9 protein-coding genes are annotated in these 13,848 nt (G+C 50.9%); 3 read left to right on the forward strand and 6 right to left on the reverse strand.

The genetic code is table 11. The annotated features are described in order from the left end of the window. From moeB to BUB27_RS07370, 3 genes are all read right to left on the reverse strand, one after another. A complete protein-coding gene (gene moeB / locus BUB27_RS07360; RefSeq protein WP_143183174.1) occupies positions 1-1,137 on the reverse strand; it encodes a molybdopterin-synthase adenylyltransferase MoeB in 1,137 nt (378 codons plus the stop codon). Between the two features lie 15 nt (positions 1,138-1,152). Continuing rightward, the gene (locus tag BUB27_RS07365; RefSeq protein ID WP_143183175.1) at positions 1,153-2,871 is read right to left on the reverse strand and encodes a VanW family protein; all 1,719 of its coding nucleotides are present in this window, start codon (positions 2,869-2,871) and stop codon (positions 1,153-1,155) included. Positions 2,872-2,935: 64 nt separating this feature from the next. Next, the gene (locus tag BUB27_RS07370) at positions 2,936-3,868 is read right to left on the reverse strand and encodes an ABC transporter ATP-binding protein (RefSeq protein WP_143183176.1); all 933 of its coding nucleotides are present in this window, start codon (positions 3,866-3,868) and stop codon (positions 2,936-2,938) included. A gap of 167 nt (positions 3,869-4,035) precedes the next feature. Between BUB27_RS07370 and BUB27_RS07375 the strand changes: the two genes are divergently transcribed. From BUB27_RS07375 to BUB27_RS07385, 3 genes are all read left to right on the forward strand, one after another. Further along, positions 4,036-6,822: a 2-oxoglutarate dehydrogenase E1 component gene (locus BUB27_RS07375; RefSeq protein ID WP_143183177.1), complete on the forward strand. Its 2,787-nt coding sequence runs from the start codon at positions 4,036-4,038 to the stop codon at positions 6,820-6,822. Between the two features lie 42 nt (positions 6,823-6,864). Then, positions 6,865-8,295: a dihydrolipoyllysine-residue succinyltransferase gene (gene sucB / locus BUB27_RS07380; RefSeq protein ID WP_143183178.1), complete on the forward strand. Its 1,431-nt coding sequence runs from the start codon at positions 6,865-6,867 to the stop codon at positions 8,293-8,295. 79 nt (positions 8,296-8,374) lie between these two features. Next, positions 8,375-9,301 (forward strand): DUF368 domain-containing protein, encoded by a 927-nt coding sequence (locus tag BUB27_RS07385; RefSeq protein WP_234991701.1) that lies wholly within the window; start codon positions 8,375-8,377, stop codon positions 9,299-9,301. A gap of 22 nt (positions 9,302-9,323) precedes the next feature. Here the strand turns inward: BUB27_RS07385 and BUB27_RS07390 are convergent, their stop codons facing one another. The 3 genes from BUB27_RS07390 to BUB27_RS07400 form a co-directional block, all read right to left on the reverse strand. Then, positions 9,324-10,295, reverse strand: a complete 972-nt coding sequence (locus BUB27_RS07390; protein ID WP_143183179.1) for a L,D-transpeptidase family protein — start codon at positions 10,293-10,295, stop codon at positions 9,324-9,326. A gap of 67 nt (positions 10,296-10,362) precedes the next feature. Beyond that, positions 10,363-12,924, reverse strand: a complete 2,562-nt coding sequence (locus BUB27_RS07395; RefSeq protein ID WP_143183180.1) for a beta-N-acetylhexosaminidase — start codon at positions 12,922-12,924, stop codon at positions 10,363-10,365. 70 nt (positions 12,925-12,994) lie between these two features. Then, complete coding sequence (locus BUB27_RS07400) at positions 12,995-13,801, reverse strand: hypothetical protein (RefSeq protein ID WP_143183181.1); 807 nt, start codon at positions 13,799-13,801, stop codon at positions 12,995-12,997. Positions 13,802-13,848: the final 47 nt, after the last annotated feature.

A 13,848-nucleotide genomic window follows, 5' to 3' on the forward strand; every position in this document is an offset into this window, starting at 1 on the left:
TTAGGCAGGCGGCAGTGTGGGGTCGATCAGATCGCGGTAGGCATCAATTCCGCCCTTCACGTTTGTGGTATTATTGATTCCCACCGTGGAGAGGAATTGGCAGGCCTTGGCGGAACGTCCACCCACTTTGCAATGAACGTAGATAGTCTTGTTTGTCGGGATTTCTTGATAGCGCTCGGGAAGTTCCTGCAGTGGAATGTGGTGAGTCACACCAGGGATTTTGGCTGCCGCGTATTCTTCGGGGGTGCGGACATCCAGCAGGATGCCATCCAGGCCAGCATCAAGTTTCGTCTTCAGTTCGGTAATGGTGATTTCGTTCATCGTGTTTGTAGGTGCTAGACCGCAGAATCCCTCATAGTCTATGAGGTCGGTTACGGTCGGGTTGTCGCCGCATAGTGGGCACTGTGGATCTTTTCGGATGTTGAATGATCTGAAACTCGTGCTCAAGGCGTCGTAGTGCACGAGCTTGCCCAATGGTGGGGAGCCAATGCCCAGAATGAGTTTGATCGCTTCCATCGCTTGGAGTGACCCGATGATTCCAGGGAGTACTCCCAGTACGCCTGCTTCGGCGCATGAGGGAACCGAGCCGGGATCGGGAGGCTCCGGTAGCATGCAGCGATAGCAGGGGCCGCCAAGGTGTGGGGCAAACACTGAAATCTGACCTTCAAAGCGGAAGATGGAGCCGTATATGTTTGGCTTATTCAGGAAAAATGCCAGGTCGTTGGAAAGGTAGCGGGTGGGGAAGTTGTCTGTGCCATCAATGATGATATCGTAGCTCTCAGCGATTTGACGGGCATTCTGAGCCGTAAAACGCGCCTCATGGAGCTCGATCTCGATATGGGGATTGGTTTCGTGGAGTCTATGCGCGGCTGACTCCAACTTAGGTTTTCCAATCCAAGATTCCCCGTGCAGGATCTGGCGCTGCAGATTGGAGGATTCCACATGATCAGAATCTACCAGGCCGATGCGCCCCACACCTGCGGCTGCAAGATAGAGAGCTGCGGGGGATCCCAGGCCGCCAGTTCCAATACAGAGTACGGAGGATTGCTTGAGCTTCAATTGACCTTCCTCGCCAACTTCGGGAAGTGTGAAGTGGCGGGCGTAACGTTGTTTCTCGGCTGAAGTAAGTTCTGGCATGGGTGTGCAGAACTCTTAGATCAAGAACTTGTCGATTTCACGGACTAAATCATCAGGGGAATCCAGAAGCATTAGGTTTTTCTGTTCAGGGAGACCACATGCTTTCGTGGCAATGACTTGAATGCCCAGGGATAATGCCCTGAGTAGAGGGCGGGGAGAGTGCTCTACATGAGCTGGAAGTATGACGAGATCGCAGTCTGCCATGTCAGATATGGAGGCTTTTCTCCAGTTGAACTTCCCAAGAGGGCAAGATGATCCCTCATCAGCGTTTCCTAAGATCAGTAGTTCGATGTCTTTATCCTTGAGAGCCTCCACTAGCTCATAGATGCCTTTTCTGCCGAGGGCTGAGGCTGGGAAGAAGATCTTTTTACGTGAGTTGGTTCTCACGGTGACAGGTTGGGGGGCGGGTGCGATCCAATCGAGTTGTTGATGGTTTTCAAATTGTCCACATATGTAGGAATGAGGGGAAATGATACGGTTGGCGTGAAGTAAAGCTTCTTGCTCAAGCTTCAGATACTTCTCGACTGCTCGGAAGTCGGTGAGCGTAGTACTCTGTGGGTGCAAGAGATGAGCTTGATTCAGCTGCTCTTGGATTTTAGAGATTGGAGAGCGGTGTGCGAGTACGTCAAAGGTGCGTCCGCCTAGGACTCCTGCTTCCCAAAGATGTGGGAGTAGATTGATAGAGATGATGAGGTGGCTTACAGAGTAGTCTAGTTTCTTAGCATAGGATTCGGCTAACAGTCGGTCGTATCTGAGCAAGGTTTCTTGTAAGGCTTTACCTTGTTTGGGGATGCGCCTTAGTTGGATAGCTTTTTTTATTGCGGTTAGTGGGCACTGTTTGACCGCGACGTTCTTGGGCGCACTCCACAGATACGAAGGAAAGAATCGAGTTGAAATCGGACTGAGTAGATGATCACCTTGGTTGAGCCGTTGCATTATATACTTCTTGAATTCAGGCGTTACCGCGTCGACCAATGCAGCGGTTTTTCCAAAGCGAATTGCATCCGGAGTTTGTGGAGCATTACGGAAGCATGAGGTAACATTACATGAATAGCAGTTTCCTATCGGTATTTGAGGTGATTCTTGTTTTTCCGGTTTAGATTCTTTGAGCGGTCCCGGAGGAGTGCCGCGGAATGTAATGATGAGTTGATCCTTCGTCAGTTTAGCTTCTATGAGAAGATCGAAGGATGTGGTGAAGCGTAGATCGACGTAATTCCAATAGACCGTGGCATCCCGGTTGAGTTCAGAAAGTGATCCAGGAATTACCTGTGAATGTGCATGTCTCTCAATGATTCGTGAACCAGTTTTCAAGGCTGCGTCATAGAGAGCATTACTGAGTTGGCAGAGGCCTCCTCCTAAAGTGGGGATAATGCAGCCTTCACGTAGTTCTCTCCCCGTTACATAACCCTTGGTCTTGGTGGTGCGGCCAATTTGCTTCCAAAAGCTAAATGTTTCTCCCGCTGGTATATAAGTGAGGTTTAGTGCCCGGCATGCAATACGCAGATTTTGTACCTTGCCAGCCGTTAGCGTGGTTTCGGCAGGATTGTCGTGTGACCATAGCGCACTATGTGAGTGGGAGACAATAGGCAGTTCAAGCGAACTCTGTATACGCTTGTGTCGCTTTAACTGGCTCGAACTCAAATCAACCACTGCCCGCCGCGCTTTGAGTAGGGTGGTTTTGCACGAAAAGATAACGGCACTGAGCCGCGTCGGTTCGGTATGAGTTAACGACATCTGAAAAGCTGGTTTTCCAGCTTTTAGATACTGCGCTTTGAGTGTGGATATTTCGAGAAAAATCTTAGTCCCTGCGAGTGAGCTCGACAAAGACGTCCTCCAGTGTGGCCTGGTGGCGGTGCAAGGTGCGGATAGGCCAGCCGTATTGGGAAGCCATTTCGGCAATACGCTCGCGGGTGTCGGTGCCTGACTCACAAAGGATCGAAAAATGGATCCAGCCATCGTCTGATGGTTCGGTGATCACTTTCTTCACGTGCTCCAGGCGCTCAAGTGCAGCTTGGATAGTATCCCGGTCACCACGGATCTCCAGGCTGACCTTGCCGGCAGCGCGCATGTTCTTGATCAGGTTGACGGGGGTGTCTGAGGCTTTGATCTGACCAGAGTCAATGATGACGACGTGGTCGGCCACCATTTCAACCTCGCTCAGGATGTGAGTAGATACCAGAACGGTGTGTTTTTCCCCGAGGCGCTTGATCAATTTACGGATCGAGCGGATCTGGTTCGGGTCGAGGCCGTTGGTAGGCTCGTCGAGAATGAGAAGTTCAGGTTGGTTAATCAATGCGTCAGCCAGTCCAACACGCTGGCGGTAACCCTTGGAGAGGGTCTTGATCATGCGGCGGCGCATGTGCTGCAGACCGCACATTTCGAGCGCTTCACCTACGTGGTTGCGGACGTCGCGGCCTCGCAGGCCTTTGATTTGGGCCCTGAATCTGAGATACTCGCGCACGCGCATGTCATCATAGAGAGGGACGTTTTCTGGCATGTAGCCGATATTGCGGCGAGCCTTGATGGAATCTTTGAAAATATCGTGACCAGCGATGGTGGCTGTCCCGGAAGTCGGGGGGAGGTAGCCAGTCAGCATGCGCAGGGTCGTTGTTTTTCCCGCACCGTTAGGGCCTAGAAAGCCCACGACCTGGCCTTTTCCAACGTGGAAAGAGAGATCTTTTACGGCTGTGAAGCGGCCGTAGCGTTTTGTCAAATTATGAAGATCTATCATGGTGTTGTGCGGAATTAATAGAATGTATGAACGAGATTGGCAAATAGGGCGAAAATGTCAGATGCGCGATTGACTCTTGCCCGTCGGACTTCTAAGTAAAGTCATCTCTCACATTGACCAAGCAATAAATGAGGTCATTGAGAAAGTTTCAAGCCCACGACATCACAATGAAATCTTCTGTATCTGCCCGCTTAAACGCGGATCTTCTGGATCAAAAATACGAACAATGGTGCGATGATCCTCAATCCGTAGAGCCAACTTGGTCTGCATTCTTCGAGGGATTTGAACTCGGTGCTGCACAAGTCAAGAGCAAGGACGGCAAAGCAGCAGCTGGCGAAGGAGCAAGTTCTGTGCCAGCAGAAGCTCCAGCGGCGAGTGACCACAACCTGAATTTCAGAGGCCGTTGTGTCAGTCTGGTCTATAATTACCGTACACTTGGCCACACTCAGGCCCAGATCAACCCACTTCATGACGCAGCGGTACGTAACCCTCGTCTCGAGCTCAGCCAGTTCGGCCTTTCAGATGCTGACCTGGATCGTGATGCAACCACTCAGTTCTTCCGTGGCGGAAAGCAGATGACTCTGCGCGAGATGCTTGCAGCACTTGAGGAGTCCTACTCCGGCAAGATTGGTTTCGAGTTCATGCACATCCATAATACTGAGGTGCGTAACTGGATCCGTTCCAAAATTGAGCACAGATACAAACTGGATCTCAACAAAGAGACTAAGACCAAGGTTTTGAATTGGGTGCTTGAAGCTGAGCTTTTCGAAGAGTTTCTTGGTAAGAAGTTCCTCGGTGAGAAGCGTTTCTCCCTTGAAGGTGGTGAAGGCCTGATGGTGCTTCTGAATACCATCCTGGAAAATTCTCCACAGAGTGATGTGAAGGAAATCGAACTGGGGATGGCTCACCGTGGCCGTCTGAACGTTCTCCGCAACTTCCTCCACAAGTCACTGACCACCATTCTCTATGAGTTCACTCCAGACTATGTCCCGGCGATCGTGGCTGGTGATGGCGACGTGAAGTACCACCTCGGCTACGAAAAAGTACGTGAAATCAATGGTGGCGAAGTCCGTCTGAGTCTTGCAGCGAACCCGTCTCACCTCGAGGCAGTGAACGCAGTGACTGAAGGTAAGGCCCGTGCACGCCAGCGCATTCTTGGGGATGATGGTGTGAAGACAGACCGTAAGCAGGTTCTCCCGATTCTCATCCACGGTGATGCCGCATTCGCGGGTCAGGGCTCCGTGGCTGAGGTGCTCAACCTTTCTCAGCTTCCAGGTTACCGTACAGGTGGTACGATTCATTTGATCGTCAACAACCAGATCGGTTTCACTACGATGCCTGAAGATGCTCGTTCATCCGCCTACGCCACAGACGTAGCGAAGATGATCGAAGCTCCTATCTTGCACGTCAACGGCGAAGATCCTCAAGAGCTGCTCTGGGCTGCCGAGTTTGCGCTCGAGTTCAGACAGAAGTTTGGCCGCGATGTCGTGATCGACATGTACTGCTACCGTCGTCAGGGACACAACGAGACTGATCAGGCTGCATTCACTGCTCCACACATCTACCGCAAGATCAATAGCCGCAAGCCATTCGGCCAGAGCTACAAGCTTCAGCTTGTTGAAAACGGTTCACTGACCAAGCAGGAAGCAGATGCTGTCCAGGACAACATCTGGAACGAGCTGGAAGACGGATACAAGACCATGCGTGAGCTGGAAGAGCAGGGTGATCGCTCCAAATTCAGTGGTTCTACTGCTGAGCCTCAGCCTCCATACACTCATGCGCCAGCCCAGACTGGAATTTCTCGTGAGAAGTTCGACCACATCGGTAATGTTCTCACCACTGTCCCAGAAGGCTTTAATCTTCACCCGACACTAGCCAAGCGTTTCGTGCCGCGCCGTAAGGAAGCGATCGAAAAAGGTGAGGGGATTGACTGGGCTCTTGCTGAAGCTCTCGCATTTGGCTCTCTCGTGATGGAAGGAAATCCTGTGCGTCTCTCTGGTCAGGACTGCCGCCGCGGTACCTTCTCACATCGTCATGCTGTATTCTATGATGGTGAGACTCGTGAGCGCTACATCCCACTGCAGAACCTCTCTGGTGACCAAGCCAAGTTCTGTGTATACAACTCGCTCCTCTCCGAGGCAGCAGTTCTCGGATTTGACTATGGTTACTCACTTGGGTGCCCGAACATGCTCGTTATGTGGGAAGCTCAGTTCGGTGACTTCTCTAACGGTGCTCAGGTAATCATTGACCAGTTCATTTCCTCCGCTGAATCCAAGTGGCAGACACCGAGTTCCTTGGTCATGCTTCTTCCTCATGGTTACGAGGGTATGGGGCCTGAGCACTCCAGTGCGCGCCTTGAGCGTTTCCTCCAGCTCTGTGCTGAGAAGAACATACAGGTAGGTAACTTTACGACACCAGCTCAGTACTTCCACGCACTTCGCCGCCAGAAGCGCCGTGATTTCCGTAAGCCACTTGTATTGATGACTCCTAAGAGTCTTCTTTCTCGCGCTGAAGCAGTTTCCAAGGTTGAGGACTTCATGGAAGGTTCCTGCTTCCAGGAGATTCTCCCAGACGACAAGGTGTTTGAAAACCCAGAGAAGGTAGATCGTATCATCTTCTGTACTGGTAAGGTTTACTACGATCTCACCGAGCATCGTGATAAAGCGGGCATCGATGATACCGCTATCCTCCGTGTCGAGCAGCTCTATCCATATCATGAGGACATGGTGAAAGCTCTTGTGAGCAACTTCCCGAACGCAGGCAAAATGGTCTGGTGTCAGGAAGAGCCTCAGAACATGGGCGCATGGAGCTATATCGCCCCACGATTGATGCAGACACTGCAGACTAACATCCGTTACTCTGGCCGCCGTGCAGCATCCAGCCCAGCCACAGGTTCCAAGGCGGTTCACAAGCGCGAGCAAAAATCTCTCGTAGAATCAGCATTCAACGTATAACGAATCACTCTATCACATCCATTTCTTACATAACCCAGCATTATGTCCTTTGAAGTAATCATTCCAAACGCAGGGGAGTCTGTTACCTCTGCAAACGTAGCCCAATGGCACAAGTCTAACGGAGACACTGTGGCTAAAGGCGATGTTCTCCTTACTATTGAGACCGACAAGGTTTCTCAAGAGCTTGAGGCCGAAGAAGCCGGTGTGCTTGAAATCCTCGTTCCTGAGGGTGAAGAGGTAGCTATCGGTACTGTGGTGGCTAAGCTTAATGAGGGAGGTGCTGCTCCAGCTCCAGCACCCGCTGAGGAGAAGAAAGAAGAAGCTCCTGCTTCTGCACCTGCAGAAGAAAGCTCTGCCACTGGTGAGGTTATCGACGTGGTCGTTCCTGCTGCTGGTGAGTCCGTGACTTCCGCTAACGTAGCTAACTGGCAGTTCGCTTCCGGTGACAAGGTTGCTAAAGGAGATACTCTCGTAACTCTTGAGACTGACAAAGTAGCTAGCGAACTCGAAGCTGAAGTAAGCGGTACGATTGAAATCATCGTTCCTGAAGGCGAGGAAGTGGACATCGGCACCGTGATTGCTCGTATCACAGAAGGTGATGCTCCAGCCAAGCCTGCTGCAACTCCTGAGAAAAAGGAAGAACCTGCTAAGCCAGCTGAAAAGCCTGCGACACCAGCACCTGCTGCTTCCACTCCTGCACCAGCTCAGAAGCCTGATCTCTCAGTCGTTGCTAACAGCGAGGACCGTGGCGTCAAGGCTGAGCCTAAGACTGAAGGCCGCACCACTCGCAAGAAGATGACTATGCTGCGCCGCAAGATCGCGACTCACCTCGTGAATGCACAGCAGACAGCAGCGATTCTGACTACCTTCAATGAGGTAGACATGTCCGCCATCATGCAGCTCCGTAAGGACGTGCAGGAAGACTTCGTGAAGAAGCACGGCTGCAAGCTTGGTTTCATGTCTCTCTTCGTGAAGGCAGTGGTTCAGGCACTCAAGGACGTACCATCCATCAACGCTCGTATTGACGGCACTGACATCGTTGAGAATAACTTCTACGACATCGGTGTAGCGGTAGGTACCGAAAAAGGTCTCGTGGTTCCAGTGCTTCGCGATTGTGAGCAGAAAGGCTTTGCCCAGATCGAACAGGATCTGATCGGCTACGCTAACAAGGCTCGTGAAGGTAAGATCGAAATGGCTGACCTTCAAGGTGGTGTCTTCACCATCTCTAACGGCGGCGTCTACGGCTCACTACTCAGTACCCCGATCCTCAACCCACCTCAGAGTGGTATCCTCGGCATGCACACCATCCAGCAGCGCCCTGTTGCTGTAAATGGTAAGGTCGAGATCCGTCCAATGATGTATCTTGCCCTCAGCTACGATCACCGTCTTGTGGACGGTAAGGAAGCGGTGACATTCCTGATCCGCATCAAGGAATGCCTTGAGAATCCTACTCGTCTGATGCTGGAAATGTAATCGACTTGTCGATGAATCAAATCTGTTAATGATCACAGCGTGACCTCACCGGTCGCGCTGTTCTTTTTCCCCAAGTCCAATGAATCTGATAGGAGTATTCTTCAAAGGTGCAGCCATGGGTGCTGCGAATGTTGTCCCCGGTGTCTCTGGAGGAACCATCGCGTTTATCACAGGTATCTATGAGAGGTTGATTAACGCTCTGAAGAGCTTTGATGTCCAAGCGGTGAAGCTGCTATTCGGCTTCAAGATCAGAGAGTTCATCAAGCATGTGGATTTCTGGTTTTTGTTTGTTCTGGGTTTAGGGGTGCTAACGAGTGTGGCTACGCTGGCAAAGTTGCTAGAAATCGGCTTTGAGCATTATCCGGTCTATGTGGCCTCACTCTTTTTTGGACTGATTGCCGCTTCAATCTGGTCGGTGGCTAAAATGGTCAAACAGTGGGGTATGGGGCCAGTCATTGGCGTGCTGATCGGGTGTGCGGTTGCAGTGGCATTGGCCTTTGCTCCAGAAGCAAACGAGAATAAGAACATTATGTATCTGTTGCTCTGTGGTGTAGTCGCCACTTGCAGCATGATTATCCCAGGTGTGTCAGGTTCTTTCGTACTTCTTATGATGGGGAACTATCAGCTCATCATGATTAGTTCCGTCAATAATGTGACGGATAGAAAGTTTGGCGAGGCTATATCTGTTCTTATACCGGTAGGTATAGGTGCAGTAGTCGGATTAATTGCACTATCCCATTTCCTGAGCTGGCTGTTTAGGAAGTTTCATGATCTGGCAGTAGGGGTGATCACAGGTTTTGTGGCCGGATCGTTGGTGATTATATGGCCATGGAAGCTGGCTGATCCGGAGAGTATAATTATCAAGAATGGAGAGGAGAAGGTAATGGCGTACGTGCGATACTTCCCGAATATGGATGCCGAATTCTTCATTGCGGTTCCAATCATGCTAGTCGGTGTAGCAATCATGGTTCTTACCGAAAAATTAGGAGCTACCCGTTCCGAGTAGCTCCGTGATGCAGCTTAGAGTATTATTGCGCTTTCTCTAGCTTTGTGCTGATGAGAACGCGAAAACCAGAGTTGCTTCTGGTCTGCTTGGTGACGGATTCATCAGTGATGACCAAGTTTGTTCCTGTAGTAATTACTGTCGACAGTTTCTGCTGAAAGGCTGGATTCAAGTCGAACCAAGCAGTTAGTGGTTTGGAGTGATGGGACTTAGATGAACTGATTGCTGACCAGGTGGATATAGGAGGAGACTCCTTGGATTCCTTGGACCATCCTGAGCAGACAAAAGCGATTGTGCCACGCTCGTGATCCTTAAAAAAGTTTGTTGCCACTCCTGATTCTCCGATGACTTTGCCATTACGTAAGACAAAGAGCATTTTGTCTTTTTCCGAGAAAATGAGAGAGACGGGGCCTTCTTTTGCTTTTTCAGGCTCCCAGACGAAGGGGATATTTGTTTTCTTGTTGCTAGAGCGGACTAGTACTTTGTGGCCGGAAGAATGGTGGATTCCAGGTTTGCTATTGGTAATGACGACAGTGGTCCCTTTGTGAGTGATTCCGAAAAGCTTTTTAGAAAACTCATAGGGCAGGTGGATACAGCCATGTGAGGAAGGGTAGCCGGGTAAGGCCCCTGCATGTAGAGCTACTCCGTCCCATGTGAGTCTCTCGGAAAAAGGCATGCTGGCGTTATTGTAAGTCTTAGAGTGGTGATCCTTGTCTTTGTTCAGTATGTGAAAGACACCAGTAGGGGTTTCGTGTCCTTTCTTGCCGGTACTGACTTCACATCGGCCGATTTCAATCCCGTTGCGGTAAACCGCAGCGGATTGCTCTTGTAGACAGACAGCCACGACGACAGGTCCCTTAGGCGAAAGTTCCGGCTTCCAGGTGAATGTACTAGGGTCGTATTGCTTGTCTTCGGCTGCTGCGCCCATAGGCATGAAGCATGACGCTGCAGCTAGGCAGGCAGCCCTGAGTTTAAGTGGGGATTTTAAGGTGAACATACAAATCAGCACCTTAAGTCAAACTTAAGGTGCTGGATAGAAGAAAAGTGTGATTTTTATTGGTGGATTACCTTACATGTAGTTCACGTACAATGAGCCAGGTGTTTTTCTGTGTCTCTGTCACCAGGAGGCGAATGGCTTTGACCGACTTGCCTTCAGGTAGTTTGTACTCAGCCTTACCAAAGACGATCTCGGCGGCTTTAGTGAAGTTCTTGCCGTCTTCTGAGATCTGAAGTTCACCGGCTACGAGTTGGTCGTGGCCATCGGTCTTGCCTGTCTCTACGGAAACAGTCCCAGTCTGTGGATCTGTGTAAGTGACTGTGATTTGATCGCCAGCCTTCGGCTCGCGGTCCAGCCAGAACCAGGTGCTGTCCTTGTAGTCGGCAGCAAGAGCCGGCTTGTGGTCTTTGTAGGCGGACATGTTGGTGCTGACCGTTCTCTCTGGGCGGATTGGCTCGAAGCTCATAATGACCTCACCGTGGGAATCTGTTCCTCCAGAACCTTGGCACTCCACGCGAAGGACGGATTGCTTGAATTCCGTGATATTTTTAGCGGTAAGAGTGTAGCTGTGGTTGGTGAGCTTGGTGCCTGCGAAACCTTTGTGAGTATCGGTAGCAATAGTCTTGCCGTTCACTAGCAGTGAGACGGATTTGATATCGAGCGCATTTTTACCTTTCTGGTAGATGAAGGAAAAGGTGTAGGTGCCTACTTTGTTAACGACCTTGGAGACATCGAAGTCAACGGTGGTGAAGTTCCTCGGAGTTTGCTTGGGAGACCATTTGGCCACAGGGGGTACACTGTATCCCTCGATGATGCGACTGAGTCTGCCCGTTTCTGTAAATGTCACCATCTTGAGCGGAGTGCCTTGCTCTAGAGTGAAAGGTTGTTCGTAGAGAGGGGACTCGGTGGTTGGCTTGCTGCCATCGGTCGTGTAGCGAACTTGGGCTCCTTCATATGGTGTGGTGATGGTGAGTAGACCTTCGCTGCTCAGTGAGGCGGACGGGAGAGGAATGCGGTAGTGGACGTTTTGTGCATCTAGCTTGGGAAGGTTGAAAACGAAAGCTCTCTTGGAAAAGTCTTCCCACTGTCGCTGGTCCTGAGGTGTCCATGCAATCTCTGAGAGGGCAAACATACGCGGCCATGACATGTAGTCAGCAACTTCTTGCGAGATGAGAGTCTCGCCCCAGAGGCAACCGTTTACGCCGAGAATGTGCTTGTGGGCAAACTCTGGAATGCCGCCAAGCGGGTTGTAGGAGTAGGAGTCTTTCGTGTCGGTAACACCTGCCCAGACAAGGCCTGTTTCTTGAGGGTGTCTGACATGCTTCAAGTCGTAATAGATGTACTGAGCTGGAGCCATAATGGCGTCTCGGCCGGCCTTGGCTGCTTCGATACCAGCCTTCTGGCTTCTCCAGGAAAGGATAGCGGAGTCGTCTCTTTTCAGTTTGTCGCCATGGAGAATTTCCTCCCAGCCCAGGAGCTTGCGGTCATACTTGGCGAGGATCTTTTCCAGACGTTGGAAGAAGTAGCCTTGTACCTCATCGGTGTTCTTGAGGTTTTCTTTCTTCATCAGCTCTTTGACTGATGGGGATTTCTCCCAAGCCCCGTGGGGGCGCTCGTCACCACCGACGTGGATGTAGCTTGCCGGGAATAGCTCGGCGATTTCAGCAAAAACGTTGTCCAGAAATTCGTAGGAGGACTCTAGCCCTGCATCGATGGTGTTGTTTGGTGTGCCTTGAACGGAACGGTACTGGGATTTGTCTTCAGGATGTTGAAGGAGTTCGGGGTAGGCTACGATGGCTGCTTTAGCGTGACCTGGTACATCGATTTCCGGGATGACCGTAATGGAGCGTTCAGCGGCGTAGGCGACAACTTCCTTGATCTCTTCCTGAGTGTAGAAGCCTTCCTGAGGCTTTGATTTATCAGGGACACTGATAGCAGGAAGAATGTTGTACGGGAGTTTTGTGCCGGGTCCTCGCTTGGAGCCTATCTCGGTGAGGAGAGGGTATTTTTTGATTTCCACACGCCAGCCTTCGTCATCAGTAAGGTGCCAGTGGAAGACGTTTAGCTTGTACTGAGCCATGCGGTCGATGAAGAGTTTGACGTACTCTTTCGGGAAGAACTGGCGGGAGCAATCCAGCATCATGCCGCGCCAAGCGAAGCGTGGATAGTCCATGATGGAGCAGCATGGCACAGGGAAGGTGGTGAGCTCTTCTTTATTGAGTGTCTCTCTGGACCAGACCTCGGTTGGCATCAGCTGTAGCAGGGTGATAGCGCCGTAAAAGAAGCCAGACTGGTCAGCTGCCTCGATGGTGACGGATTGGTCTGTAACGGATAGCTTGTAGGTGCCACTGACAGCCTTGCCATTGAGCTGAGCTGCCTTAAATGTGATGGAGTTTGGAGCATTGTCTGCATTTTCCAGATCGATGCCCGCGACTGTCTTCAGTCTTTCAGATAAATAGTTTGCGGCTGATTTAGCCTCCTTTGCCTCGACTTTGAGAGCGGTGTTTTTAGTCAGTGTAAAAGAGCCCTCGGCTGCTTGATAGCTGACTGGTTTAGGGATGAGTGATTCCTGTGCGGTCAGGAATGGACTCAAGAGTAAGCTGAGTGATAGGATAAGGTGCTTAAGCATGAAGTAATACTAGTTCTCTAAGGAGAAACCTAGCAAGGTGATTTGGCGGCATGCACTTACCAAAATCAGCTTATTCACTAGCATTTTGCTTACGGCGCTTGACCCACAGCAAGAAGGCAACGGTGGTCACAAACATGAAGACCAGCAGACCGAAGACCCAGAATGCGCGGTTGGTTTCATAAGTCACGTCTTCTGGCAGGGCGTCTGGCTGTTTGATGTCCGGATCGGAAATGATGACCATTTTCCCAGGCTGGAGTTCCACTTTGGAAAGCTTGTGGAAGACGTCAGCGAGCTTTTCGTCATTGCGGTATTCTGTGAATAGGAAGGTAGGAAATTCTTTGGTGAATTTGGGTGGGACTGGGTTTCCTGTGTCTGGTTTAACCTCGGTGACAATCGGGAAAATAGAGCCCTGGGCGATGACTGGATCCATTTTCATGGTTCCATTCAGGTAGCGAATGCCGTCGAAGCCAGCACGTACAGGGAAGGAGATGTCTGCAACGATAGCTTCGCTGGTGATTTCTTTGATGTGGAGCTCCTTGCGGAAGTTTTCAAGTTTCGGGTAGTGGGCGATCGCTAGGTTGATCTCATCCACTGAAAAGGAGACCTCTGCCTTTTTGTCGTCCTTAACGGCAGCGGCGAATGTATCCATCTTTTTGACGAGGGCGTCGATCTCCTGAGGTTTGTCCGTAGGACTGACTTGGATTTCCTTCTGAGTCTTCTGAGAAATATTGATGATCTCCGCCTTGTACTGTTTGTACTGGTAGGTCGCAAAAATTGCGAGGAAGGCCACCATGCCGAGAATCACGAGAAATATCGTGCAGCCAGCAGCAGGCGTCGGCTTTCCAGTGGCTTCTAGATTGGCGGAATTCTCGGACATGCGGGGGTTGTAGAATTGGTGAGCAAACTTGCAAGTTTCAAGTTTGA

It is taken from the genome of Rubritalea squalenifaciens DSM 18772, from assembly GCF_900141815.1.
GTDB classification, from domain to species: domain Bacteria; phylum Verrucomicrobiota; class Verrucomicrobiia; order Verrucomicrobiales; family Akkermansiaceae; genus Rubritalea; species Rubritalea squalenifaciens.

Bases quoted from the DNA above. Each gene is read 5' to 3' on its own strand.
- moeB (WP_143183174.1), bottom strand. From the start codon at position 1,137: ATGCCAGAACTTACTTCAGCCGAGAAACAACGTTACGCCCGCCACTTC.
- BUB27_RS07365 (WP_143183175.1), bottom strand. From the start codon at position 2,871: ATGTCGTTAACTCATACCGAACCGACGCGGCTCAGTGCCGTTATCTTT.
- BUB27_RS07370 (WP_143183176.1), bottom strand. From the start codon at position 3,868: ATGATAGATCTTCATAATTTGACAAAACGCTACGGCCGCTTCACAGCC.
- BUB27_RS07375 (WP_143183177.1), top strand. From the start codon at position 4,036: ATGAAATCTTCTGTATCTGCCCGCTTAAACGCGGATCTTCTGGATCAA.
- sucB (WP_143183178.1), top strand. From the start codon at position 6,865: ATGTCCTTTGAAGTAATCATTCCAAACGCAGGGGAGTCTGTTACCTCT.
- BUB27_RS07385 (WP_234991701.1), top strand. From the start codon at position 8,375: ATGAATCTGATAGGAGTATTCTTCAAAGGTGCAGCCATGGGTGCTGCG.
- BUB27_RS07390 (WP_143183179.1), bottom strand. From the start codon at position 10,295: ATGTTCACCTTAAAATCCCCACTTAAACTCAGGGCTGCCTGCCTAGCT.
- BUB27_RS07395 (WP_143183180.1), bottom strand. From the start codon at position 12,924: ATGCTTAAGCACCTTATCCTATCACTCAGCTTACTCTTGAGTCCATTC.
- BUB27_RS07400 (WP_143183181.1), bottom strand. From the start codon at position 13,801: ATGTCCGAGAATTCCGCCAATCTAGAAGCCACTGGAAAGCCGACGCCT.